The 24458-nt window shown below is 63.8% G+C and carries 24 protein-coding genes and 1 pseudogene; 18 read left to right on the top strand and 7 right to left on the bottom strand.

Annotation, left to right across the window (positions count from 1 at the left end; genetic code table 11):
- Positions 1–25: 25 nt before the first annotated feature.
- Positions 26–557 (bottom strand): annotated as a pseudogene (locus ABDJ38_RS16915) (type I restriction endonuclease subunit R); the annotation flags it as partial.
- Between the two features lie 513 nt (positions 558–1070).
- On the opposite strand from ABDJ38_RS16915, the gene ABDJ38_RS01495 reads away from it, so the two are divergent.
- The 6 genes from ABDJ38_RS01495 to ABDJ38_RS01470 all read left to right on the top strand — a co-directional run bounded on the left by ABDJ38_RS01495 (position 1071) and on the right by ABDJ38_RS01470 (position 7167).
- A complete protein-coding gene (locus ABDJ38_RS01495; RefSeq protein WP_346783306.1) occupies positions 1071–3167 on the top strand; it encodes a TonB-dependent siderophore receptor in 2097 nt (698 codons plus the stop codon).
- An 80-nt stretch (positions 3168–3247) separates the two neighbouring features.
- A complete protein-coding gene (locus tag ABDJ38_RS01490) occupies positions 3248–4405 on the top strand; it encodes a PepSY-associated TM helix domain-containing protein (RefSeq protein ID WP_346783906.1) in 1158 nt (385 codons plus the stop codon).
- Positions 4406–5261: 856 nt separating this feature from the next.
- Positions 5262–5489: a hypothetical protein gene (locus tag ABDJ38_RS01485; protein WP_346783305.1), complete on the top strand. Its 228-nt coding sequence runs from the start codon at positions 5262–5264 to the stop codon at positions 5487–5489.
- A 7-nt stretch (positions 5490–5496) separates the two neighbouring features.
- Positions 5497–5796 carry a hypothetical protein gene (locus ABDJ38_RS01480; RefSeq protein ID WP_346783304.1) on the top strand — a complete coding sequence of 100 codons (300 nt, stop codon included), beginning with the start codon at positions 5497–5499 and terminating at the stop codon, positions 5794–5796.
- A 49-nt stretch (positions 5797–5845) separates the two neighbouring features.
- Positions 5846–6706, top strand: a complete 861-nt coding sequence (locus ABDJ38_RS01475) for a cytochrome-c peroxidase (protein WP_346783303.1) — start codon at positions 5846–5848, stop codon at positions 6704–6706.
- Positions 6707–6780: 74 nt separating this feature from the next.
- Positions 6781–7167, top strand: coding sequence for a VOC family protein (locus tag ABDJ38_RS01470; protein ID WP_346783302.1), 387 nt, complete (start codon positions 6781–6783; stop codon positions 7165–7167).
- Between the two features lie 7 nt (positions 7168–7174).
- Here ABDJ38_RS01470 and ABDJ38_RS01465 read toward each other — a convergent pair whose 3' ends face one another.
- The 6 genes from ABDJ38_RS01465 to ABDJ38_RS01440 form a co-directional block, all read right to left on the bottom strand.
- On the bottom strand, positions 7175–8536 hold the full coding sequence (locus tag ABDJ38_RS01465; protein WP_346783301.1) for an MFS transporter: 1362 nt from the start codon (positions 8534–8536) through the stop codon (positions 7175–7177).
- 57 nt (positions 8537–8593) lie between these two features.
- Positions 8594–9259 (bottom strand): retropepsin-like aspartic protease family protein, encoded by a 666-nt coding sequence (locus tag ABDJ38_RS01460; protein ID WP_346783300.1) that lies wholly within the window; start codon positions 9257–9259, stop codon positions 8594–8596.
- Positions 9260–9319: 60 nt separating this feature from the next.
- Positions 9320–10306 (bottom strand): L-histidine N(alpha)-methyltransferase, encoded by a 987-nt coding sequence (gene egtD, locus ABDJ38_RS01455; RefSeq protein WP_346783299.1) that lies wholly within the window; start codon positions 10304–10306, stop codon positions 9320–9322.
- Positions 10306–11628, bottom strand: a complete 1323-nt coding sequence (egtB, locus tag ABDJ38_RS01450; protein WP_346783298.1) for an ergothioneine biosynthesis protein EgtB — start codon at positions 11626–11628, stop codon at positions 10306–10308. The genes egtD and egtB overlap by 1 nt, the downstream gene beginning before the upstream one ends.
- A gap of 167 nt (positions 11629–11795) precedes the next feature.
- Positions 11796–13175 carry a class II 3-deoxy-7-phosphoheptulonate synthase gene (locus tag ABDJ38_RS01445; RefSeq protein ID WP_346783297.1) on the bottom strand — a complete coding sequence of 460 codons (1380 nt, stop codon included), beginning with the start codon at positions 13173–13175 and terminating at the stop codon, positions 11796–11798.
- 183 nt (positions 13176–13358) lie between these two features.
- On the bottom strand, positions 13359–16307 hold the full coding sequence (locus tag ABDJ38_RS01440) for a M16 family metallopeptidase (protein ID WP_346783296.1): 2949 nt from the start codon (positions 16305–16307) through the stop codon (positions 13359–13361).
- A gap of 115 nt (positions 16308–16422) precedes the next feature.
- Here ABDJ38_RS01440 and ABDJ38_RS01435 point away from each other — a divergent pair, with 115 nt between their 5' ends.
- From ABDJ38_RS01435 to ybeY, 12 genes are all read left to right on the top strand, one after another.
- On the top strand, positions 16423–17004 hold the full coding sequence (locus tag ABDJ38_RS01435) for a NifU family protein (RefSeq protein WP_346783295.1): 582 nt from the start codon (positions 16423–16425) through the stop codon (positions 17002–17004).
- Positions 17004–17606, top strand: a complete 603-nt coding sequence (locus tag ABDJ38_RS01430; RefSeq protein ID WP_346783293.1) for a malonic semialdehyde reductase — start codon at positions 17004–17006, stop codon at positions 17604–17606. The genes ABDJ38_RS01435 and ABDJ38_RS01430 overlap by 1 nt, the downstream gene beginning before the upstream one ends.
- Positions 17607–17622: 16 nt before the next feature.
- Positions 17623–18246 carry a tRNA (adenosine(37)-N6)-threonylcarbamoyltransferase complex dimerization subunit type 1 TsaB gene (gene tsaB, locus ABDJ38_RS01425; RefSeq protein ID WP_346783292.1) on the top strand — a complete coding sequence of 208 codons (624 nt, stop codon included), beginning with the start codon at positions 17623–17625 and terminating at the stop codon, positions 18244–18246.
- Complete coding sequence (locus ABDJ38_RS01420; RefSeq protein WP_346783291.1) at positions 18243–18704, top strand: GNAT family N-acetyltransferase; 462 nt, start codon at positions 18243–18245, stop codon at positions 18702–18704. The genes tsaB and ABDJ38_RS01420 overlap by 4 nt, the downstream gene beginning before the upstream one ends.
- Before the next feature lie 145 nt (positions 18705–18849).
- Positions 18850–19287: a Ros/MucR family transcriptional regulator gene (locus ABDJ38_RS01415; RefSeq protein ID WP_346783290.1), complete on the top strand. Its 438-nt coding sequence runs from the start codon at positions 18850–18852 to the stop codon at positions 19285–19287.
- Between the two features lie 112 nt (positions 19288–19399).
- Complete coding sequence (locus ABDJ38_RS01410; RefSeq protein ID WP_346783289.1) at positions 19400–19828, top strand: Fur family transcriptional regulator; 429 nt, start codon at positions 19400–19402, stop codon at positions 19826–19828.
- Between the two features lie 14 nt (positions 19829–19842).
- Complete coding sequence (locus tag ABDJ38_RS01405) at positions 19843–20712, top strand: lysophospholipid acyltransferase family protein (RefSeq protein WP_346783288.1); 870 nt, start codon at positions 19843–19845, stop codon at positions 20710–20712.
- A gap of 25 nt (positions 20713–20737) precedes the next feature.
- Positions 20738–22096 (top strand): tRNA (N6-isopentenyl adenosine(37)-C2)-methylthiotransferase MiaB, encoded by a 1359-nt coding sequence (gene miaB / locus ABDJ38_RS01400; protein WP_346783905.1) that lies wholly within the window; start codon positions 20738–20740, stop codon positions 22094–22096.
- Positions 22093–22284, top strand: coding sequence for a DUF3885 domain-containing protein (locus tag ABDJ38_RS01395; RefSeq protein ID WP_346783287.1), 192 nt, complete (start codon positions 22093–22095; stop codon positions 22282–22284). The genes miaB and ABDJ38_RS01395 overlap by 4 nt, the downstream gene beginning before the upstream one ends.
- Positions 22285–22686, top strand: coding sequence for a DUF3885 domain-containing protein (locus tag ABDJ38_RS01390; protein ID WP_346783286.1), 402 nt, complete (start codon positions 22285–22287; stop codon positions 22684–22686).
- A gap of 111 nt (positions 22687–22797) precedes the next feature.
- Entirely contained in the window at positions 22798–23841 is a 1044-nt protein-coding gene (locus ABDJ38_RS01385; RefSeq protein ID WP_346783285.1) for a PhoH family protein, read from the top strand.
- 120 nt (positions 23842–23961) lie between these two features.
- Entirely contained in the window at positions 23962–24450 is a 489-nt protein-coding gene (gene ybeY / locus ABDJ38_RS01380) for an rRNA maturation RNase YbeY (RefSeq protein ID WP_346783284.1), read from the top strand.
- Positions 24451–24458: the final 8 nt, after the last annotated feature.

Below are 24458 nucleotides of genomic sequence, written 5' to 3'. Positions count from 1 at the left end.
GAGGCCCCTCACCCTTGAAACCATACAAGCTGCGCTTATCGCCCTTGGCAACCGCTTCGAGCACGGCGGCGATGGCGTTGTGCTGGTGATAGCGCGGCTGCCACTTGCAGCCGCTGGTCTCGAACGGCACCGTACCGAACCGCTCGCGACAGTCATTGCCTTGCGGGAAGCAGCGATGCCACAGTTCACCTGGTGAGGGGAAAGGAAGGTCGTGATCACCTTCCTCCCGGTGTTCATGTCTATGCCATACCAGCCGAGCCCCTTGGTCGAGCGGGCCAAGCGGGTTTCAAGACGGCGGACATGGTCTTTCGCCTGTCCGACCCAAGCCGTGCGGGCAAGCCCGGCGCGTTCAGCCTCGACCACCGCTATGTGGTGCCCCTAGCAAGTCAGGACACAATCGGCGGAGAGCGCAATTTCGCGCTCGCCCCAGCGAAGATGCGGCCGGGCGCGATGATGTCTTCACGGGAGATCAAAGAACCTTCGAGCACTCCCCAGCCGACTTCGCGAAGGACAGTGCCGATACGGTTGGCGCGGGTGTCGGCTCCGGTCTCCTTCATTTGCTAAGTCAGGTGCCCGACGAAGGCCAAATAGCAAATAGATGGTCTTGGCGGTGAGGTGGAAAAGGTGGAGATATTCGAGCGAGGTCCAGAAAAGACTCTTGCCAAGACTGCCAGAGCCATAACCAATTCGGTCACGTCTGGTCAGGTGGTCGATGGCAGTTATGAAGGCGCCTTGCCGTGGCGAAATGACCGTATGGAAGCAGAACGGGCCTTGATGGACATTCCACAAGGCCATCCTGGCCCCGTCGCGAACCCTCTTTAGTCATGCCAGAATGAACTTGCTGCGCAGCCACGGGGGACAGGACACATCGTTCGGCATGACGAACCTGGACGAGCGCAACCCCAACAGAATCAGTTCCAGCGTCTGAAACACACCCCTTCATCCAACAATTCGAATCTCCGCGAGTTCATCTGTAATTGCGTATGCGTCGCAATAGTGGCAGAGCCCCCTCATCAAGACAGGGAGCTTTTTCGTTGAATCGTCCTCACCACTCATTTGCGCGCGTTCTGTTGCTCGCATCCGCACTCACCGCCACACCCGCACTCGCACAACAGCAAGGTGAAGCCGAATCGGCAAAAGGCGACACCATCATCGTCACCGGCCGCGCTCAGCAGCTCTATCGGGTCGAGGAAACCACAAGCGGCAAGCTGCCCACCGATCCGCTTGAATCCACACTTTCGGTCACCTCCATCACCCGCGAGTTGATCGAGGATCAGGGCGCGCGCGATGCTCAGGACCTCTATCGCAACATATCTGGCGTGAGCTTCTTCAGCTATGCCGGGGTTACGGCGCGCGGCTTCCGCCAAGAGGAAATCTTCTACGATGGCTTGCGTGGTGATCCCTACGCAGGCTTTGCCGTGCCACAGCTGTTCAACGTCGAGCGCGTCGAATTTCTCAAGGGCCCGACCGGGATGCTCTACGGCCCCGGTGCGCCGGGTGGCCTGTTCAACTATGTGACCAAGCGCCCCGATATGTCAGGTTTCAGCGGGAACGTCCGCGCGATTGTCGGCAACGAGGATCGTTATGGTGGTTCGGCCGAAATCAATGCGCCGCTCGGTGGCGACTTCGCCGCTCGTGGCGGCGTGTTTTACGAAGATCGCGGCACCTTCCGCTATAACGCCGGGTCGCGCACGCTGATTGCCGACGGTGGCGTGGCTTATGATCCTGGCCCGGTGAGGCTGATCCTTCAGGCTACACACTACGATCAGGAACTGGACGCCAATCGCCTGCGAGGGGTGCCGGTGGACGACGACGGCGAATTCCTCACCGACCGCGAATGGAATCACAACGAACCGTCCGACTTTCTCAACCTCGAATCCGACGTGGTGCAGGCGCGGATCGAGGCCGAGCCGGTCGCCGGCCTCACTTTCGATGCGACGGCACGCTACAACAAGGCGACCGAGGTGCAGAACTACCACGAGCCGCGCGGTCTGTTCGATTCCGATGGCGACGGGGTGATCGACGCCACCATCCGCGAATTCCGCGATCAGCGGCGCAGCGAGGAATCGTGGTCCTTTGGTGGCAACGCGGTGTGGTCGCACACCTTCTCGCCCTTGATCGACAACCGCGTGCTGGTGGGCTTCGACCATTTCACGGGCGACGAGTACTTCCAGGGCCGATCGCTGCGCGGACGTGATGAGGTAACCCCTGGCCTGCCCAGCCCGCTAAGTCTGTTCAATCCGGTCTACGGCCAGTCCGATCCGGCGACCTACGATCAGGGAGCCTACAGGATCACCCTCACCGATTCGCGGCGCACTGGATTCTACCTGCTCAACGAACTCACCATCGGAGACCTGATCCTGGTGGGAGGTATCCGCCGCGACAGTTTCCGCGACGATGCCGATGGCACCGTCTACGAAGACAGCGAGACCACCTATCGCACAGGTGCGGTCTATCGCGTGACCGATGAGGTGAGCCTGTTCGGCCAGTATGCCACCAGCTTCGAGCCGCAGGACGCCTCGGATCAGACCCCGCTTGCTGGCGGCCCCTTCGCACCCACCACCGGTGACATCTTCGAAGGCGGGGTGAAGACGGCGTTGTTCGGCGGGCGCATTCAGTCTTCGCTGTCGGCCTATCGGATCCGGCGCACCAATATCCTGCAGGCCGACCCGCAGGGAGATGTGGGCAATGACGGAGTGGACGACCTGCTCGCGATCGGCGAGATTACCAGCAAGGGAATCGAATTCGATCTCGCGACCGACATCACACCCGACTGGGTGATGACGCTTGCCTACGCCTACAACGACACGCGGATCACCGGAGACAACGGCGGCGGCGGATTCAGCAACAACATTGGCGACCGCTTTGCCAATGCGCCGGAACACACGCTCGGCTTCTGGACCCGTTACCAGTTCCCAGCGCTCGGCCTGGCCGCCGCGCTCGGCGGCGACTACGTCTCCGACCGCGTGAGCATCAGCGGCCAGCGGGTCGATCCTTATATGATCTTTGACGCCTCGCTGATTTACGAGACCGGACCTTACCGCGCCATGCTGCGGGTCGATAACCTGTTCGACACCACCTATGCCGCTTCGGGCTTCATCGACCGCACCGGCCACTTCCCCGGCGAGCCGCGCTCGGTGTTCCTCGAGGTGGGTTACGCGTTCTGATGGCAACGGCGCGGGCCAGTGCGGGCGAGCCTCGCATACGCGCGAAACCCGCGCCCAAGGCCGCACGCCTTTGGTGGCAGGTGCACCAGTGGGTGGGTCTGAAACTCAGCTTGTTCATGGCCTTCGTCCTGTTCACTGGGACGCTGGCGGTGGTGAGCCAGGAAATCGACTGGCTCGCCCAGCCTGCCTTCCGGGTCACCCCATCAAGCGTAGAGGGGCCGGTGGCCTGGTCGCAGATCGCCGAGAACGCCGCCGCCCATCCCGGCGTCAGCGCGGTATCGATCATCGAGGCTCCGCCCGCCGCAGCCTTTGCCGCAAGGGTAACGGTCGAGTTCGATGATGGGCATCCGGGGTTTCTCTATGCCCACCCCTCCACCGGCGCCATTCAGGGCACCGGGCCTTGGGCGGGTGCCGCGCGCGTGTTGCGCAACCTACACCGTCATCTCAACCTGCCAACGAAGATCGGCGTGCCCATCGTCTCCTCGCTGGCGATCCTCTTGCTGGTGAGCCTGGTGTCGAGCTTCGTAGTCTACAAGCGCTGGTGGCGCGGCTTTGCCAAGCCGCTGCGCCGCCGCGATGCCCGGACCTGGTGGGGCGACTTTCACCGGCTGGCGGGGGTCTGGTCGCTGTGGTTCGTGGCGCTGATTTCGGTCACCGGGCTCTGGTATCTGACCGAGAGCCTCGGGCTCGATGCACCGCCGCAGACACAGTTCGAGGATGGTACGGCGGGCGCGCCGCTAGCCGAGACCGGTCTCACCGCGGCTTTTGCCGCTGGCCTTTCCGCCCAACCGTGCCTGCGCGTCGAGGCAGCGATGCTGCCCGATGCCGATACCCCATTGCTGCAATTACAGGGACAGAACGAGGCAATGCTGGTCCGCCCCCGCGCCAACGCCGTCTGGGTGGACGTGCGGGATAATCGGGTCAAGCTGATCACCGACGGGCGTGACCTGTCGCTTCATCAACGCATCAGCGAGATGGCCGACCCGCTGCATTTCGGCACTTTCGGAGGCTACTGGACCAAGGCGATCTGGTTCACCTTCGGCCTGCTGATGACAGCCCTCGCCGTGTCAGGCGCGGCGATCTATTCGCTGCGCATAACGCGCGAGCGCAGCGTTGCGCTACGCCCGAGGGCAGCCTTTGTCGGGATGTGGCAGGGCACCGGGCGCTGGCGATGGCTCAACCTCGCGCTGATCGGTACGGGGCTGGTTATGATCGTCTATCTGGTTGTGAGCAGCTAAGCGCAAGCGAGCCGCTCGTCATCCGGGAGGCAATTGTCCCGCGCTCGGATCTTTTTGAACATTAATCGCAATAGTATTTTATACTCAGATCACCTGACAGGCGTGGGTCATGTTTGCGCAGACTGGAATACCGATGCGCGTCCCGGACCATGAATGGGAGCCGGAGCATTGTTCCCCTCATGCCAAAGCGCCTCCTACGAAACGCTATGAGGGCGCTCCGGGGCCTGCCGAGCAGAGGGGGCGTGCTTCTTGCCATCGGGCTGAGCGCAACGCTGCTCGCCTCGTTGCTGGCGATCCATGGCAAGGATGGCGTGTCAGGCGAAAGGCCAGAGGCGCTCACAACGTTCTCCGTGGCCAATCCCGAGCCTGCCGCACCCACATCGCCAACACTGCCCCGGCCAGAACCACAAAGCCACCCTGCACCGGCAGCTGAAGAGATGCTGTTACCCATCACGACCCAACCCCGGCCAAGGCCGACACTTCGCTTACCGGGGCCAGCCGCTCAATTGGCGCAGGAAGCCACGGCTTCCGGGGAAGCTTCGACTCCCGCTGTACCCGTGGTTCGCTCCGCAGGCGTGGGCGCGCAAGGCGTCGCCGTCGCCGAGGAAGGCCACCATCCCGATCTCGTAGACAATGCACGCCCCTTTCACGATGTGCTGAGCACCGACTGGCACGCTCCACCTGGTCTCGAACGCAATGCGAGCGCCTTGCATTGTTATTTATGTGACGGCAGCGGCACTGCCAACACCAATGACAATGCGAGTGAGGGTCCACCATGCGTATCACCGATAGTTCCCTGCTGGCGCTGAACTGCGCGCTGGCCTTCCCCTCCGTGGCTGCGGCGTAGGATGTCGAAATGCTGCCCGAGGCCGTGCCCGAGGGCGAACGCGTTGACGATGCCTATGGGATCGGCACCGGCAACGACAGCGGCACCTCGACCATCGAACGCGAGGAAATCGAGGCCCGCATCCCTGCTTCGGGTGACGTGAACCAGTTGCTCAATATCCTGCCAACGGTGCAGTTCAACCGCAATGAGGGCCTCGCCGCTGATCCTAAATGCCACCTGGACCGCCCAGTGGTATGAAGGGCGGATGCGGACCAACGTCAATCTCCGCTATCGCAACGGCTTCACGCGCATCGAGGACACGACGACCAGCGATACCATCGACGGCAAGAGCTACGATCTGTTCGCCGACGTAAGCTATCGCGACAACTTCGACCTGAACCTCAATGCCGAGCTTGATCTGGTGCGTACCAGCTATGGCACGGTCACTGCCGATATGCGTGTGACTAACGTGCTCAACCGTATTGCATCGAAGGAGCACGTCAGCACCACCTACCCCTGGCAATATGGCCGTCAGGTCTGGTTCGGTCTGAAGTTCAGCTACTGAGGCGTCGCCATGAAAGCCGCCCCCCACCATCCTGCTCGCAGCCGCCGCTGTGTTTCTCGGCGCTGTGGGTGCAGGCGACGACGAGACAAACAACAACGGCTGGCTGCGCGAGGCCTACGCTGGCCCTCCCGCAACCTGGCCAGCACCAGAGCTGGAAGAGGCCGCTCAGTTCACAGAGTTCGGCCCGCTCGAACGTCCGGCGCGGCCCCAGGGGATCGCCGCCGAACGGGTCGCTCTTGCCGAGCGGCTGTTCAAGGATCCACGCCTCTCGGCCTCAGGCCAGATCGCCTGCGAAAGCTGCCACAACCGGTGGCTTGGCTGGGGTGATGGCTTGCCGGTCTCGTTCGGACACGACCGCCAGACCGGCAACCGCAACGCGCCGAGTCCGTTCACCGCCGCCTATATGGAAGAGCTGTTCTGGGATGGCCGCGCCGGATCGCTGGAGGAACAGGCGCATATGCCCATCGCCAACCCGGTCGAGATGGCCGCCGAGGCAAGCGTGATCGAGGAACGGCTCAACGCCATCCCCGCTTACCGCGTGGCCTTCGCCAGCACCTATGGCAAGGACCGGATCACGATGGACGATGTGGCGATCGCGCTCGCCACGTTCCAGTGTGCTATCGTGCTGCCAACAAGCAAGTCCGACCGCGTGTTTAGCCGCGGCATCGAGGTGCTGTCGGACGAGGAGCTGCGCGGCCTGAGCCGCACCGGCCCCTATATGCACAACGGGCTTTTCCCCAGCCTGCGCGGGCTGGTCAATCTCTATGCCCACGGTGGCGGGCGGGATCGGACCAGGCAGAGCACCACCACTGAGGCCACGCCGCCACAGCCAGCAGACCCCTTGCTCAAGGCGCGCGAGCTATCATCGGAAGAGCGCCAGGCAATCGTGGCCTTTCTCGAAACGCTGTGATCGTCAGGTACGCGGCGTTTGCCAAGGCGTTGTGCCTTTGCAATCCTGCGGCCCGATCACAGGAGCAAACGACCATGGCCACACCAACAGCCCGCCTCGCCTTCTTCAAGCTCAATGTCGCCGATCTCGCCGAGGCGCGCGCCTTCTGGCAGCGCGCTTTCGGCTTCGAACGCGTGGGCGGCTACGACCTGCCCGAATTCGCCGAGGACATCATGGCCATCCCCGACGAAGACGGCGCACCACAGCTGATGCTGGTCCAGAGCAAGCCCGCAGGCGACGTGAGCGTCGGGCCCGGCCATGGTCCACTCGGGCTGGTCTGCCCCGATATCGAAGCCAGCTACGCCCATGCGCTCAACGAAGGGGCCAGCACGCTGATGCCACCCACCGATGTTGGCGGGGTGATGGTCGCGATGCTGGCCTCGCCGCAAGGGCACCAGATCGAGCTGGTGCAGGTGCTTTAGTCGCCCGTCAGGCGGCCCGCGCCCGCGCGTCGATCTGGCCTCCGTTGGCGCGCCCAAGGATGAAGACCAGCAGCGCGATCATCAGCGCCGGCACGGCGGTGATCGTCATGATCGTATCCAGCGGCAGCGCCTCGGCCAGCGCCAGACCGCCCAGGAACGGGAAGACGATCCCGCCGACACGCCCCATCGCCCCGGCCCAGCCGATCCCCGAAGATCGCATCTCCGGCGGATAGGCCAGCGTCGCCAGGTTGTTGATCCCGGTCTGTCCGCCGGTCTGGCAGAAGGTCCACACCACCAGCGCAGTGACAAAAACAATCGCTACCTCGGGCGCCAGGCGGCCGATGCTGAAGATCATCACCGCGTCGACAATAAAGTAGCTGGCGATCAGAACGAACGGATTCACCCGGTCCATCAGCCAGCCCATCACCAGCGTACCGCAGGCACCGCCGATGTAGCCGATGATCATGTAGAAGGCGAAGGTCTCGAGCGCCAAACCCTTGTATTCATAGAGCAAGGTCGGCAGATAGTTCGCCAGAAGCGCGATATTGCCCATCGAGAAGAAGCACATCGCGAACAGCAGCACCGTCTGCGGCAAATAGCGTTTGCCGAACATGGCCAGCGGGCCCAGTGGCGACACTTCCTTCTGCGTGCCGATGTAGAAATACGCGCCCTCGGGCACCTCGGCCTGCGAATCCATCCGCCGGATCATTGCCGCAATGCGAGGATCGGTCGGATTGCGGTTAACCCGATACGAGAGGCTTTCCGGCACAAGCAGCAACAGCGCCATTGCCGCCAGAGGCAATACCCCGCCCAGGATGAAGAAGCCTTCCCAACCGAGCTCGTCGAGCCACCAGGCCGTCATCACGCCGCTCATGATGTTCCCACCCGAGAAGCATACCAGGGCAATCGAAAGGAACAGCGCCCGCCGATGTTTCGGCGTAGTCTCGGACAGAAGCGCGAGGCCCACTGGCAACATAGCGGAAAAGAACACCCCGGAAATGCCACGCAGCCAGGTCAGCATGGTAAAGCCGTTGGAATAGGCAGCCCCTAGCGAAAGGCCACCAAAGCCCAGCAGGCACAGCAACAGCACCGGCTTGCGCCCGATCCGGTCGGCCAGCGGCGGCATGATCAGCGCGCCAACAAACATGCCGATTTGCTGGAAGGTGACCACCGGCGCCATGTCGACCGAGGTTCCGCCCAGCCCCTCCGCGATACGCGGCAGGATCTTGCCGAGAAAATACATGTCGAACCCGTCCAGCAGCAGCAGGGCGGAAACGATGGCAAGGACGAGTACTTCACGCGCGCCGACCGAACGGTTGTCGATAAAGGCCGCGACATCGAATCGAGCGCCCTCTGCTATGCTGGCCATGATCTCTCCCTTTTCTCTCTCGGGAGAGTTACCGGCACACAGCGCTACGTCAACGCGCTATTCCACCGGAACCTGCGGATTGTTGGGCACCAACACCAGTTCTCCCTCTTCAATTCGCACCGAGGCCAGACGCGAAAGCAGGTTCATCCCGATCACGTTGGTCTCGCCCAGCCCCGGCGCAATGATCGCATCGAGACCGCGCGCCGCGACATTACCGAAGCGCAATTCGGCGATCGAGGTAATATGCGCCGCAACCGCGCCATTGGCGGTCTGCATTCGGATCGGCAAGGCACCATCGCGCGGTGAGAGTCCCGCCCGCTCAGCGGTATCCTGTGAGATTGCGGTGAGCGTTGCCCCTGTATCGACGAGAAAGGACGCTTCGTGTCCGTTGATCTGCGCGCGCAGCCAATAATGCCCGTCCGGTGCCAGCGGAACCCGGGTCTCATTACCTTCCACCACCTGCTCGGGCAGACCGATCTCCGGCACTGCCATCGAGAAGCGTGGATCGAGCCGCGAGAGTTGCACTACGACAAGCACCAGCACACCCATCAGCGTCAGCGTGCTGATCGTGCGCAAAAGACGTGCAAAGGCAGGCAGCCCCCGCCTCACCAGCGACCCGGCAATCCCCAGCACCATCGCACCCACGGCCGCCATCAGCAGGCCGGAGCGAGGCAACTCGCGCACCGACAGCGCGATCTGCTCGGAGAGGGCGGACCAGTCCATAGGATACAGATATAGCGCCGACTTAATGAATTACGACTGTCGGGCGATTTGTCTGCGCAATCACGGCGCCTTGCGCGGCACGCTGGCTCGGGCAAGGATCAACGAAAAGCGATCCTCGCTGTCGGTCCAGCGTTCCACCGGGGTCCAGTGTCCGGCCAGCAGGAGGGTGTTGGCGCTGCGCAGATCGAACTTGTGGCTGTTCTCGGTATGGATCGTCTCGCCCGCCCGCATGGTGAACGAACGGCCAGCGACTGTGAACGCAATCTCGGCACGCGCTTCGAGGTGCATCTCGATCCGGGCATAGGTATCGTTCCAGCGCGCCCGGTGGGCGAAAGCGGCGATGGTAATGTCACCGTCCAACTCGCGATTGATGCGTTTGAGCAGGTTACGGTTGAAGGCGGCAGTAACACCGGCGGCATCATCATAGGCCGCAGTCAGCACGTCGATATCCTTGATAAGGTCGACACCGATCAGCAGCAGCGCATCGCCGCCCAGCGTCCGGCGCATCGTGCGCAGCAGGTCCACCGCAGCGCGCGGGACCATGTTGCCGATGGTCGAGCCGGGGAAGAAGCCAAGCTTGGCCATGCCCTGCAAGTCAGGCGGGAGGTTCACCGTGGAGGTGAAATCGGCCTCCACCGGGTGGACGGGCAGTCCGGGAAACTTCGCTGCCAGCGCCGCCGAGGATTCGCGCAGGAAATCCCCGGCAATGTCGATGGGCACATAGGCGCCCGGATCGATCGCATCGAGCAGCAGAGGAGTCTTGACCGAGGAACCCGAACCGAACTCGACCACCGCGCGCCCCGGCCCGATCAGGCCTGCGAAGTCGGTCGCGCGCTCGCGCAGGATTTCGGTCTCGGCGCGGGTGGGATAGTATTCGGGCAGGCGGGTGATGTCCTCGAACAGGCGCGAGCCTTCGTCATCATAGAACCAGCGCGCCGGTATCGCCTTGCGAGAGGAGCCCAAGCCTTCGAGCACATCTGCACGGAAAGCGCGGTCGATGCCATGATCGTCGAGATCGACCAGTCTTATATCGGTCTGCGTAGCCATTATTGGTCCTTTGCCCATTCGTCCTTGGCAAGGCGCAGGCCGGTGAATTGCCAGCGTTGCTGCGGGTAGAAGAAATTGCGGTAGGATGCGCGCGAGTGGCCGCGCACGGTGGCGCAGCTCGCGCCCTTGAGCACCCATTGGCCGGCCATGAATTTGCCGTTGTACTCCCCCACTGCGCCCTCGGCAGGCTGGAAGCGCGGATAGGGCAGATAGCCCGAACGGGTGAACTGCCAGACATCGCCGAACAGCTCTCCTGTCCCCTGCGGCAGCGGGGGCGCCGCCTCATCGAGCTGGTTGCCCGCGCTGGCGGAAAAGGTGCCGCGATTGCCGCCGCTGGTGTCCTGCCCGCGCGCGATAGCTTCCCATTCGAACTCGGTCGGCAGACGCGCGCCTGCCCAGCTCGCAAAAGCGTCGGCCTCATAATAAGAGATATGGGCAACGGGTGCGTCGGGATTGCGCTGCTGCCAGCCGCTATGTGTGAAATGCTCATCATCGCGCCAGTAAAGCGGCGCGGCAATGCCCTTGCGCTGCACCCAGGCCCAGCCGTCCGACAGCCACAGCGAGGCGGTGCGGTAACCGCCATCGTCGATAAAGGCCTGCCATTCGCCATTGGTTACCAACCGCCGCGACAGCGCGAACGGTTCGAGCATCACTCGGTGATCCGGCCCTTCGTTGTCGAAAGCGAAGCCCTCCTCCTGATGCCCGACACGGGCAATGCCGCCGGGATGGGTGAGCCAGTCATCGGTCCTTCGAGACGGGCTCTCAGCCTGCGGGTTCGATTCTTCCAGAGAACGAACGGAGCTGCCTCCATCTCGAAGGCCCCACATGGCCGGTCCAAGCGGATTGGAGAACAGCGCGTGCTTGATGTCGGTCAGCAACAGTTCGATGTGCTGCTGCTCGTGCGCGAGACCCAGCTCGATAAGGTCCGCATATTCGGGCCGGTCGAGCAGGTCCTCCATCGTCGCATCGACATCGGCGCGCCATTCGCAGATCTGCGCCAGCGTGGGGCGCGACAGCATTCCGCGCCGCTTGCGCAGCAGACGCTCGCCCTCGGCCTCGTAATAGGAGTTGAACAGGAACGGCCAGGACGCGTCGAACAGTTCATAACCGGCCAGATGGTCGCGCAGGAGGAAGGTCTCCCAAAACCATGTGACATGGGCAGCATGCCACTTGGCGGGCGAGGCATCGGGCATCGACTGGATCGTGGCATCGGCCTCGCTCAGCGGGGCAAGCACAGCTTCGGTGAGCGCGCGGGTGGCGCGATAACGCTCTGCCAGCGTGCTGTCGGGTGCAAAAAGGGGACGGGGGGTGGCTGCGGCCAAGACCCTCTCCTCGTGGTGTCGCTGTGATGGCCCCCACGGCCCGGCTGGCCGAAAGTTTCCACCGGGAGAAAACCACCAGTGCCGCATTTGTTCCGCAAAAGTTAACAAAAAAGGGCCGGCGAGTTTCCTCGCCAGCCCTTCTAAGTGTCTATGTTTACGGCTCTATGTCAGGCCGCGTCGCGCTGGCGCTCGGTCAGCTCGAGGTTGAGCATTTCGGCCAAGGTAAAGGCCAGCTCCAGCGACTGCGCGGCGTTGAGGCGCGGGTCGCAGTGTGTGTGATAACGATCAGCCAGGCCCTCGTCGGTGATCGCCACGGCGCCGCCGGTGCATTCGGTGACGTCCTGCCCGGTCATCTCGACGTGAATGCCGCCAGCGTGCGTGCCCTCAGCGCGGTGGACGGCAAAGAAGCCCTTCACCTCGGAGAGGATGCGCTCGAACGGACGCGTCTTGTAGCCCGAATCGGACTTCACGACATTGCCGTGCATCGGGTCGCAGCTCCACACCACCGGATGGCCCTCGCGCGCGACGGCGCGGACCAGCGGGGGAAGTCCTGCTTCCACCTTCTCGTGGCCGAAGCGGCTGATCAGCGTGATGCGCCCGGCTTCACGGCCTGGGTTCAACGTGTCGAGCATGGCCAGCAGCGCATCGGGCTCAAGGCTCGGCCCGCACTTCACGCCGATGGGATTGTTCACGCCGCGCAGGAATTCGACATGCGCCGAATCGATGAAGCGGGTGCGGTCGCCGATCCACAGCATGTGCGCCGAACAGTCGAACCACTCGCCGGTCAGCGAATCCTGCCGGGTCAGCGCCTGCTCGTAAGGGAGCAACAGTGCCTCGTGGCTGGTGTAGAAGCTCGCCGCCTTGAGCGCGGGCTCGTTCTCGGTGTCGATGCCGCAAGCTTCCATGAAGTCGAGCGCTTCGCCGATGCGGTCGGCAATCGACTGGTACTGGTCGGCCCAGGGGCTGCGGCCCATGAAGTCGAGCGTCCAGCGGTGCACCTGACGCAGGTTGGCATAGCCGCCGCCCGCGAAGGCGCGCAGCAGGTTCAGCGTCGCCGCCGACTGGCTGTAGGCGCGGATCATGCGCTCGGGATCGTTGGCGCGGCTTTCCACGCCGAAGTCGATCCCGTTGATGATGTCGCCGAAGTAGCTCGGTGCGGTCACATCGCCCTGCGTTTCGGTCGGCGCGCTGCGCGGCTTGGCGAACTGCCCGGCCATGCGGCCCACCTTCACCACCGGCATCTTGCTGGCGAAGGTCAGCACCGCCGCCATCTGCAGGATCACGCGGAAGGTGTCGCGAATGTTGTTCGGGCTGAATTCGGCAAAGCTCTCGGCACAGTCGCCGCCTTGCAGCAGGAAGGCTTCGCCCGCCGCCGCCTTGCCCAGCTCGGCCTTCAGCGCGCGCGCTTCGCCCGCAAAGACGAGCGGGGGATATCCGGCCAGAGTCTGCTCGGCAGCGGCCAGCGCCGCCTGATCCTCGTAATGCGGGATATGCTTCGCTGTGAAGCGGTCACCGCGCCAGCTCTCGGGGGTCCAGTTGTGTGCCACGTGTCTTTCCTGCCAATGCCGTCCTCGCGCCCGGCATGCGCTAACAATTCAAACAAATTGTGCGAGGAAGCCTCTGCCATAGGCCCGCAAGAGCCCGGTGGCAAAGGTTACATGCGATACGACGGGCCGCTGACGCCGCAAATATACGATGACTGTAAGCGGCCCGCTCGTTCGTGCCTGCCCTCAGCGGCCCGCAGGCGCGGCGCTGGTGGCAGGCATGACCGTCACCTTAAACCCGCCATGGGTGACCAGATACCGCTCCGCCAGCGCCTGAATTTCCTCGGGCGTCGCCTCGGCATAGTCGCTCCACAGCGTGTTAAGTGCCAACAGCCGCTGCGGATCGAAGGTCGCCCCTTCAAGCTGGTTGAGCCAGAAGGTGTGCCCGGTCTGCGCGCGGCTGATATATTGCTTCACCGGCTCGACCACGCGCTCCAGTTCGTCGGCGGTCGGGCCGTTGGTGGCAAGATCGCGGGCGATGGCCTGCGCCTCCTCGAAGAAGCCCGGGACCTGCGAGGGCTCGATCTGCACCAGCGCGAAGATCATGCCGCCGGTGTCCATGTCCTTGGGCCAGGTCGAGTTGACGATCGGCGAATAGGCCGCGCCCATCCGCTCGCGCAGGTTGTCGAGCAGGCGGATCGAGTAGATCCGACCGAGCAGGTCGAGCTTGCGGCTCTCGGGCAGGCCCGCAGAGCCACCGCCGGTGGGCCATGCGATCACCGCCGCCGCCTGATCGGCGTCGCCGTCGTGGGTGAGCACCAGCGGCTCGGCATTGGCTTCGGGGAAGCTGACCGGACGGCTGGCTACCTCGGCCGGCAGCGCCGGACGCGGTGCCAAGGCGCCGAAGGTGCGTGATAGCGCGGCGACGGTCGCCTCGCGGTCGATATCGCCGAACACGTCGACCTCGACCGGGCCTTGGGCGAGCAGGCGCTCCCACACGGCGCGGAACTGCTCGGGCGTCACTGCCGCGATTTCGTCCGCGTCGGCCGTGGCAAAGCGCGGGTCGAGGTTGCGCAGCAGCCAGTCGAGATCGCGGTTAAGCACGCCCGAGGGATCGGCAGCATAGCTGTCGTAGGCGAGCCGCATGCTGGCCTTGGCGCGCGCCAGCGGCGCCTCGTCCCAGCTCGGCATGGCGAGCTTGGCGGCGAAAAGATAGAGCTGGTCGGCAAGGTCTTCCTGCCGCGTCGCCCCCTCGAACACGAAGGTGCCATCCTCGATCCGGAACTGGAAGCCGAGCTTGCGGCCCGAAGCCAGCTTGTCGAGATCGTTCTGGCCGAGCGGGCCGATGCCCGAATTGATCAGCGCCATCTGGCCAAGCTGGGCATAGGCCGCCTCATCCTCATTGAAGCCGCGCCAGCCCGCGCCAAACCGCACGCGCACGGTCACCCGGCCCGGCTCGTTGTCGCGCGAGAACAACATTGCGCGTACGCCGTTTTCAAAAGCCAGCGCCTCGGTGTCGAACACGCCAAGCTCGGCGCGCTGCACCGGCGGGGCCGGTTCGCCGATGGCGGGCAGGTCGGCAAAGTCGATGGTCGAACCGTCGTCGCGCGCCACGCTGCTTGCCTCAACCGGCGCGGCGAGCGCCTCGCGCAGCTGCTCGGCGGTGGCCTCCCCCGCCTGCGGGGTGAGCATGACCGCGCGCACCACGTCGCCTTCGAACAGGCCGCGCGTGGCCTCAAGCAACCGGTCGGGCGTGAAGCGGTCCTTCATCGAGCGGAACACATCAAGGAAGGTCTGCGGCGAAGCGACCGCCTCGCGAATCTCCACCGCGCCCACCAGCGTATCGGCCAGCTGGCTGCCCGCCTGAATGCGCGCCTGCTCGACGCCGTTGACGAACGAAATGTCGAAATCGGCGACCACGCGGTCGATCTCCGCCTGGCTCGGCGGTTCGGCCAGCGCGTCAGCGATCACGCTGCGCACGTCGGCGAGCGCGGCCTTCCAGTCCTCATCGAGCGGGGCCAGCGAGACATAGGTGCCATCGACCGAGCGCGCGACCTTCTGCCGCGAGACCTGTGCATAGAGGAAGTGTCCGCCCGCCCGCGCGCGGTTCTCCAGCCGCCGGTTGACGATGCCCGCCGCCAGTTGCTTGAGCAGCACGCCGCGATTGTATTCGATGTTGTCGGTCACCTGCACCCAGGGCCGCATGATCGCATAGTTGACCGCGCGGGCCTGCCCAGGCTCGACGATCACCGCAGCTTCACCCACCGGCACGCCGTCGGCCCCTGGCAGGGCATTGGCGGGTGCGACCGGATCGCCGAAGTCGGGCGCTGGTGCGGGCTTGCCGGGCACCTTCCAGTCGCTGAACTCACGCTCGATCAGCGCGGCGAGCACTTGCGGATCGGCATCGGCCACCAGCACCACCACCGCGTTTTCTGGGCGATACCAGCGCTGATGAAACGCGCGCACACTTTCCTGCGTTGCGCCCTGCAAAGTTTCGAGAGTTCCGATCGGGTTGCGCTGAGACAGGCGCTGTCCGGCAAAGAACGTGTTCTGCGTAGCCTCGCCGATGCGGCGGTTTGCGCCCGCGCCATCGCGCATTTCGGCGAGCACGATGGGCAAGTCGGCGACGAGATTCTCGCTGCTGAGCGTGGGTGCCTCGATCATGCCGGCAAACAGCCGCACGCTGTCCGAAAGCTTGGCGCGGTCGGCATTGGGCAGGTCGAGCTTGTAGACCGTCTGCGTCGGGCCGGTCGAGGCATTGGTATCGGCCCCGAGGCTTGCGCCGAGACGCTGGAAGTAGGGGATAGCCTCGCCCGGCCCGAAGTCGCGCGACTGGCGGAAGGTCATGTGTTCGAGCAGGTGGGCAAAGCCGCGTTCGCTGTCCTCTTCGTTCAGCGAACCGGCATCGATGGCGACGCGGAAGCTCGCCTGGCAGGGCGGCACGCCGTTTTCGCGCACGGCATAGCGCACGCCGTTCGGCAGTTCGCCCATCAGCCATTCGTCGTCGACGGGTATGTCGGTACTGCGGAAAATCCACGGATCGTCGGGCCGCGCATACTTGGGCGCGTCCTCGCCGGGGATCGCCTGGATCGTGCAGGTGGCCGCAACCTGAGCTTGCGCCGCCGTCGGAGCGAGCAGCGGAGCAAGTAAGGCGAACGGGGCGAGAGCGCGGACACTGCGCGAAAGTAAGCTCATGCCGGGGTCCTAAACGACAATCCGATGAAGGGACAGTGAACGCACGCATGGCGCCCCGCAGCAAGCCCGGTACCATCCCTTGTCGTCGCCCTGCCCTGCTCCTACATCCAGCCCCATGTTCATCGAGACCGAAACCACGCCCAACCCCGCCACGCTCAAGTTCCTGCCCGGACGCGCGGTGATGCCCTCTGGAACGCGCGACTTCGCCAGCCCCGAAGATGCCGAAGCCTCGCCGCTGGCCGCTGCGCTGTTCGATTCGGGCGATGTGACAGGCGTGTTCTTCGGCTCGGACTTCGTATCCGTCACCGCAGCTCCGGGTGCCGACTGGTCGGCGCTGAAGCCGCAGGTCGTGGCCGTGCTGCTCGACCACTTCGTGAGCCAGGCCCCGTTGTTCACCGGCGGCGATGCCAGCGGATTTTCCGTACCCGCCGAGGACGAGGCCGAGATGCTGGGCGACGATGAAGGCACCGAAGAGGTGGTCGCGCAAATCAAGGAACTGATCGAGACCCGCGTGCGCCCGGCCGTGGCGGGCGACGGCGGCGATATTCGCTATCGCGGCTTCCGCAGCGGGGTCGTCTACCTCCAGATGCAGGGTGCCTGCTCGGGCTGCCCCAGCTCGACCGCCACGCTCAAGCACGGGATCGAGGGGCTGCTCAAGCACTACGTGCCCGAAGTGACCGAAGTGAGGGCCGCCTGATGCACGAGCCGCTGCCTGATGCCGCGCTGGATCAGCTATTCCGCGAGGCGCGCACCTATCAATGGTTCGATGGCCGCGAGGTGACCGACAGCCAGCTGGCTGCGATCTGGGACCTCATGAAGATGGGGCCGACCTCGATGAACCAGCTCCCGGCCCGGATCGTGTGGTGCAAATCGGACGAAGCCAAGGCGAGGCTCGCCGGCCATGCTTTTGAAGGCAACGTCGAGAAGATCAAGCAGGCCCCGGTCTGCGCGATCATCGCCATGGACGAAGAATTTCACGAGCACCTGCCGCGCTTCGCCCCGCATATGGACAACCCAAAAGCTGCCTTCGCGGGCGAGGAAAAGCGCGCAGCGCGCAAGACCTCAGCCTTCCGCAACGGCACTTTGCAGGGCGGCTATTTCATCATGGCCGCCCGCGCGCTGGGTCTCGACTGCGGGCCGATGTCGGGGTTCGACAACGAGGCCGTCGATGCCGACTTCTTTGCCGACGAACCCGCCTGGAAGAGCAACTTCATCTGCTCGGTAGGCTATGGCGATCCTGAAAAAGTGTTCCCTAGAGCGCCCCGCCCTTCATTCGAGGACTTCAATCGCCTGCTGTAATCCGTAAGAAGAGCGGGTGACTACTCTGGCTATAGAATGCGCGACCGAGGCCTGTTCGGTCGCCCTGTTTGATGATGGCGAACTGGTCGATGGCCGCTTCGAGGCGATCGGGCGTGGGCATGCCGAGCGTCTCGTGCCAATGATCGCGCAGCTTCCCGACAAGGGCCGAGCCCAGCGCATCGTCGTATCGCTTGGTCCCGGCAGCTTTACCGGTGTGCGCATCGGCCTTGCCGCCGCGCGCGCGCTGGGCCTGGCCTGGGGTGCCGAGGTGCTCGGCTATCCGACGCTTACGCTGATCGCAGCAATGGCGCGCGCGAAGCATCGTGGTAAGGCCGTCACCGTGTGCATGAATGGCGGCCATGGCGAGTGGTTCTTGCAGAACTTCGCCGGTGGTGGCGAGGCTGAGGACAATGTGCGCTCCCTCTCGCCAGCAGAGGCTGCGCTCGCCTGCCGCCATGCTACTCTCGCTGGCAACCGTGCGGGCGCTCTGGCCGACCAACTCGGCGATGGCCGCAGTGCGCTCGACCTCCTGCCTGATGCGCGTTGTGCACGTCTGCTTGCGGAAATTCAGCTCACCCCGAAGCTCGCTCCAGTTTATGGTCGCGCGCCCGATGCTCGCTTGCCCCAGGCCAGAGCATGATAGACGAATCGCTCGACGCCATCATGCACGTGATGGAACAGGCCTTCGACCCGGCCTATGGCGAGGCGTGGAACCGTCGGCAGGTTGGCGATGCGCTGATGCTGCCAAACACCCATTGCGTGGTCGTCGGGGCCGAGCCCGCCAGTCCCTTGCGCGAACCGGGCGATGCTGCCGGCTTTGCCTTGTTAAGGCACGCGGCGGATGAAGAAGAACTGCTGTTGCTCGCAGTATCGCCGCAGCATCGCCGCAGAGGCGTCGGTCGTCGTTTACTCGTACAGGCGATGCTTGACGCGCGCGCGCGCGGATCGGCGTACCTGTTTCTCGAAATGCGTGACGGCAATCCCGCCGAATTTCTTTATCGCGAGTTCGGTTTCGAACAGATCGGACGTCGTCCTGGCTATTATCGCGGTGCCGCCGATGGTCCGATCGACGCGGTAACTTTCGCCAAACGCCTATAACGCTCGGCATTAAAGTAAACGTTTTCTAAAACGGGCGGGAACATTCCGCCGCTCTTGCCATTTCCTTTTTGTTGCGACATAGCCCTTGCCTTTGCCGAAATGTAAAATAATTAGGCACAGCATCGGTCGCAGATTTGAGGAATATATGGATACAAATACTAACGAAAACCGCGAAATGCTCATTACACTTGCCGCCGATATCGTTACGGCGCATGTCGCCAACAATTCGGTCGAAGTGAGCGATGTTCCGGTTCTGATCGAAAGCGTCTATGGCGCACTTGCCAAGCTTGGTCATGAAACTGTCGAAGAAGCGAAGCCCGAACCGGCCGTTTCAATCCGCGCTTCGATCAAGCCCGACTATCTGATCTGCCTGGAAGACGGCAAGAAGATGAAGATGCTCAAGCGGCACCTGAAAACCGCCTACAACATGACCCCGGAAGAGTATCGCGAACGTTGGAACCTGCCCGCGGACTATCCGATGGTTGCTCCGAACTACGCCGAGACGCGCCGCGAACTGGCCAAGAAGATCGGACTTGGTCGCAAGCCTGGCCAGCGCCGGGGCCGTCGCAAAGCGACAACGTGAGCCGCGTTTGACTGTCGCTGGAAGAAAATCCGGCACATACTTGAGCACCGCGCCCCGGCCCCCTATGGTCCGGGGCGTGTGCATTTCTGCCTGACTGAAAGAGGTCGCCCTCGTGCCCCAGACCATCGATCTCGAAGCCCTCTGCGCCGAGCGCGGCCTTCGCATCACCGACCAGCGCCGCGTTATCGCGAAGGTGCTGTCGGAAAGCTCGGACCATCCCGACGTCGAGGCGCTGCACGCGCGCGCCTCTGCCATCGATCCCAAGATTTCGATCGCCACGGTCTATCGCACCGTGCGCCTGTTCGAAGAGGCGGGCATCCTCGACCGGCACGACTTCGGCGATGGCCGCTCACGCTATGAACCCGTGCCCGAGGCGCATCACGATCACCTGATCGACGTCGAGACGGGCAAGGTCGTCGAATTCGTCGATCCCGAGCTGGAAGCGCTGCAGAAGCAGATCGCCGAGAAGCTGGGCTATCGCCTCGTCGATCACCGCATGGAGCTTTACGGCGTGCGGATCGACCGCGACGAGAAGACCTGAGCGACGGCGCGCGCATGAAGCCCGATCGCGCCGCCATCGCCGCCGGCGCGAGGCCGCATATTTCGCCGCTAGGCTGGGCGCGCATCGGGCTGCGGGCGCTTGCGCTGTTGCTGGCATTGCTGGTCTGCGTGCCGTTGCATTATCTGTGGCGGATCACCGCCTATGGCTCGCCCTTTCCCAAGCTGTTCCTCTATCTCGCGGCGCGAATTTGCGGCGCGCGGGTGAAGCGGCGCGGCACGGCGCTGCGGCGCGACGTGGTGTTCTTGGCCAACCATGTCTCGTGGATCGACATTCTCGCGCTGGCGGGCGCGAGCGGCACTGCCTTTGTCGCCAAGGCCGAGTTACACAAGACCCCGGTGGTGGGCTGGCTCGCGGGGCTGAACCGCACCGTCTATGTCCAGCGCGAGGCGCGGATGGATGTGGCCGACCAGATCAACGCCGTGCGCGAGGCGCTGATGGACAACTGGTCGGTGACTATCTTTCCCGAGGGCACCACTACCGACGGCCAGTCGCTCCTCCCGTTCAAGACCTCGATGCTCAAGATGCTCGAACCGCCGCCGCCGGGGGTCTTCGTGCAGCCGGTCTTTATAGACTACGCCGCGGTGGGCGAAGAGATCGGCTGGATCGGGGACGAATCGGGCCTGAACAATGCCTTGCGCCTGTTGTCGCGCCCCGGCTCGTTCCGGGTGGAACTGCACTTCCTTGAACCCTTCGCGCCCGAAGACCATGGCAAGGGCGGACGAAAGCTGATCGCGGCCAAGGCGCGCGAAATGATCGAGGCCGAGCTGGCCCGCGCGCTCGGCAAGCCACCGCGCCACTTTGCCCACGATGTGGCGCCGGTACGCTACAAGAAAAAAGAGACGCCCGACGACCCGCCGACCTGACTTTCACCGCCAGCGTTTTTCCTGTATCGGCCGCCTTCTCATGAAACCGACCACCACACCAAAGACCTACCGGGTCAAAAGCTTCGGCTGCCAGATGAACGTCTACGATGGCGAGCGCATGGGCGAACTGCTCGAAGCGCAGGGCATCACGCCCGCGCCCGAAGGCGAGGACGCCGACCTCGTCGTGCTCAACACCTGCCACATCCGCGAGAAGGCCACCGAGAAGGTCTATTCGGACATCGGTCGTCTCGTGAAATCCGGCGAAGAGGCGGGCAAGAAACCAATGATCGCGGTCGCGGGCTGCGTCGCGCAGGCCGAGGGCGAGGAGATCATGGCGCGCGCTCCGGCGGTCGGCATGGTAGTCGGCCCGCAGGCCTATCACCGGCTGGGCGATATGGTGAAGGATGCCGCTGCGGGCCGTCGCGGCACCGACACCGACATGCCCGAGGACGCCAAGTTCGCGGCCCTTCCCGCCCGTCGCAAGGTGGCCGCCACGGCCTTCCTCACGGTGCAGGAAGGCTGCGACAAGTTCTGCACCTATTGCGTGGTGCCCTATACGCGCGGCGCGGAAATTTCCCGCCCGTACAGCGACTTGCTGCGCGAGGCAGAGAAGCTGGTCGAAGCGGGCGCGCGCGAGCTTACGCTGCTCGGCCAGAACGTCAATGCGTGGAGCGGTGAGAACGACAAGGGCCGCGCCATCGGGCTCGACGGGCTGATCCGCGCGCTGGCCGCGCTGCCCGACCTGCACCGCATTCGCTACACCACCAGCCACCCCAACGACATGACCGAGGGCCTGATCGCCGCCCATGGCGAGGTCGAAAAGCTCATGCCTTACCTGCATCTGCCAGTGCAGTCCGGCTCGGACCGGGTGCTGAAAGCGATGAACCGCAGTCACACGGCGGAAAGCTATCTCAAGCTGCTCGACCGGTTCCGCGCGGTGCGGCCCGATATTGCGCTCTCGGGCGACTTCATCGTCGGCTTCCCCGGCGAGACCGAGGCCGAGTTCGAAGAGACGCTCGCACTGGTCGACGAGGTCAAATACGCCGCTGCCTTCAGCTTCAAGTATTCGCCCCGCCCCGGCACCCCCGCCGCGAGCATGGACGGCCAGATTGCCCCGCAAGTGATGGACGAGCGGCTCCAGCGTTTGCAGGCTGCGCTTAATCGGCACCAGCTTGCCTTCAACGAGGCCTCCGTCGGCAAGACCTGCACAGTGCTGATCGAGCGCAAGGGCAAGCACCCCGGCCAATGGCTCGGCAAGTCGCCGTGGCTGCAATCGGTCTTCTTCGAAGGCGACTGCGCGATGGGCGATCTGGTCGAGGTCGAGCTGGTGCAGGCTGGGCCGAATTCACTGGCGGGGCAATTGGTGACGAAAGTCCCTGCTTGAGCGATTTTCTTGCCCGCCTGGAAGCCACCTTTGGCAATTGCCTGCCAGAGGCGCTGTTCAACAATTTCGACTATTCCCTCCGTTTCGAACTTGCGCAGGGTGGCGACTGGCCGACACGCATCTTGCAGGCGTGCAGCCGCGCTCGTACAATTCTGGACAATCTCCCGACCGCTGACGATGAGTGGTAGGTGGTATTTGCCAGCTATGGCGATGACATTGCCAATAGTCTTGACGGATTCGAACCAGATCTGCTCCGAATCTATGGTTGCGGTTCAGATCAGATACGCGTGCTGGGCGAGATTCGCATAGACGGCGAGTTTCAGAGGAGCCTGATTGCGCTCTCTCCACCACCCTCGGTCAGCGCGTGCCTACTTTCAGCCCTTGGCGGCGACTGTTCAATGCTTGTTAGCCCACTCCCCGCGTCGCCTTACCTGATAGATTGGCAACGCGAGATCATCGTCTTTCCCTATGATGATCGGGGTATGGATGTGGTGGCTACCTCCCGGGCGACCCTGCAATCCAGCTACGATCTTTTCCGGGATTGGCTGCTGGACCACGACCGGCCTCGGATGGACAGAACCTTCGGCTGACCTGCACCACTCAAGGCATTTCCATGACTTTCCACCGCCTTCCACAGGCGGCGCGCTTGTCTGCGCCCGGACTCTGCCTATTCTCATAAGAACCAGAGAAGAAAGGACTCGATGGCCCGCAAAGCTCACCGTGGCACCAGTGCCGGACGCGCTGCCGCGATCGCCCACCCCGAAGACCGCCGCGACGCGTCGCGCCGCGCCCGCATCGAGGTGATTTTCGACGAACAGGCCGCGCTCGGCATGTTGTTCGGCGAGTTCGATGCCAACCTCGTTCATATCGAGAACCGGCTGGGCGTGTTCATCGCCGCCAGAGGCGACCGTGTGGTGATCGAAGGGGCCGAAGACGAAGTGGCAAGAGCCCGTGACGTCCTTTTGAAAATGCATGAGAAACTTTTACAAGGCGAAGAGATGGACGCAGGTGCCATCGAAGCGCTGATCGCGATGAGCAACGAGCCCACGCTCGAAGGCATTATCACCGGCGATGCCAAGGCCCCGCCGATCATGATCCGCACGCGCAAGAAGACGATCACCCCGCGCAGCGCGATGCAGGGCGACTATATGCGCCAGCTCGCCAGCCGCGACATCATCTTCGCGCTCGGCCCGGCAGGCACCGGCAAGACCTATCTCGCCGTGGCGCAGGCGGTTTCGCAACTTATCACGGGCTCTGTGCAACGGCTAATCCTGAGCCGCCCCGCTGTTGAGGCGGGCGAGAAACTCGGCTTCCTGCCCGGCGACATGAAGGACAAGGTCGATCCCTATCTGCGCCCGCTGTATGATGCACTGTTCGACTGCATGCCTCCCGAACAGGTCGAGCGAAGGATCGCCTCCGGCGAAATCGAGATCGCGCCCATCGCCTTCATGCGCGGGCGCACTCTGGCCGATGCCTTCGTTATTCTCGACGAGGCGCAGAACACCACGCGCGAGCAGATGAAGATGTTTCTCACCCGCTTCGGCCAGAACAGCCGGATGGTGATCTGTGGCGACCCGCGCCAGGTCGATATCCCCGGCGGTGATCGCATGAGCGGCCTTGCCGACGCAGTCGAGCGGCTGGAAGGTGTCGAGGGGATTGGCGTAATCCGCTTTGGCGCGGCCGACGTGGTTAGACACCCGATTGTGGGGCGGATTGTCGAAGCCTACGAGGGACCTGACGCCTGATTGCCGCCCAATCCCCACCCACGCTCATCCTAAGTTTGTCGAAGGGTTGTTCTTTCTCTTAGGCGGGCGTGACGAAATAGCAGTCCTTCGACAGGCTCAGGACGAGCGGAGTTTTATTACTTGGACCTCGAAATCGACACCGAAGGCTGGCCGGAGGGCCAATGGGAGGCGCTTGCCGAGCGCTCGGCCGAGGCGGCTTGCGAAGTCGCGCCGGAACTTGCCAACCCGCGCCTTGTCGCAAGCCTCATCTTCACCTCGGACGAGGAAGTCCACGAGCTCAACCGGGAGTGGCGCAAGCGCGACAAGCCGACCAACGTGCTATCGTTCCCGATGCTCGAACGCGAGGATCTCGTCCATCTCAGCCCCGATGGCCCGCCCGAGATGCTGGGCGATCTGGCTCTCGCCCATGGCGTCTGCGCGCGCGAGGCGGCGGAAAAGGGCATTGCGCTCGCAGACCACGCAGCGCACCTGATTATCCACGGCCTGCTCCATCTTGCAGGCCACGATCACGAAATATCCGACGCCGATGCCGAGGAAATGGAGGCGCTTGAAGTCAAGGCGCTTGCACTACTGGCCATTGCAGACCCATATGCAGGCGATCATCAATGACACAGGGA

Source organism: Aurantiacibacter flavus (genome assembly GCF_039710615.1).
Classification (GTDB): Bacteria; Pseudomonadota; Alphaproteobacteria; order Sphingomonadales; family Sphingomonadaceae; genus Alteraurantiacibacter; species Alteraurantiacibacter flavus.
The sequence above is the reverse complement of the archived record's forward strand: the minus strand, read 5'-3'. Positions and strand labels throughout refer to the sequence as shown.

Coding starts and splice junctions, on each gene's coding strand:
- ABDJ38_RS01465 (WP_346783301.1), bottom strand. CDS start 8,536: ATGGCCAGCATAGCAGAGGGCGCTCGATTCGATGTCGCGGCCTTTATC.
- ABDJ38_RS01435 (WP_346783295.1), top strand. CDS start 16,423: ATGTTCATCGAGACCGAAACCACGCCCAACCCCGCCACGCTCAAGTTC.
- ABDJ38_RS01470 (WP_346783302.1), top strand. CDS start 6,781: ATGGCCACACCAACAGCCCGCCTCGCCTTCTTCAAGCTCAATGTCGCC.
- ABDJ38_RS01485 (WP_346783305.1), top strand. CDS start 5,262: ATGCTGCCCGAGGCCGTGCCCGAGGGCGAACGCGTTGACGATGCCTAT.
- ABDJ38_RS01415 (WP_346783290.1), top strand. CDS start 18,850: ATGGATACAAATACTAACGAAAACCGCGAAATGCTCATTACACTTGCC.
- ABDJ38_RS01385 (WP_346783285.1), top strand. CDS start 22,798: ATGGCCCGCAAAGCTCACCGTGGCACCAGTGCCGGACGCGCTGCCGCG.
- egtD (WP_346783299.1), bottom strand. CDS start 10,306: ATGGCTACGCAGACCGATATAAGACTGGTCGATCTCGACGATCATGGC.
- ABDJ38_RS01480 (WP_346783304.1), top strand. CDS start 5,497: ATGCGGACCAACGTCAATCTCCGCTATCGCAACGGCTTCACGCGCATC.
- ABDJ38_RS01430 (WP_346783293.1), top strand. CDS start 17,004: ATGCACGAGCCGCTGCCTGATGCCGCGCTGGATCAGCTATTCCGCGAG.
- ABDJ38_RS01420 (WP_346783291.1), top strand. CDS start 18,243: ATGATAGACGAATCGCTCGACGCCATCATGCACGTGATGGAACAGGCC.
- ABDJ38_RS01405 (WP_346783288.1), top strand. CDS start 19,843: ATGAAGCCCGATCGCGCCGCCATCGCCGCCGGCGCGAGGCCGCATATT.
- ABDJ38_RS01460 (WP_346783300.1), bottom strand. CDS start 9,259: ATGGACTGGTCCGCCCTCTCCGAGCAGATCGCGCTGTCGGTGCGCGAG.
- ABDJ38_RS01440 (WP_346783296.1), bottom strand. CDS start 16,307: ATGAGCTTACTTTCGCGCAGTGTCCGCGCTCTCGCCCCGTTCGCCTTA.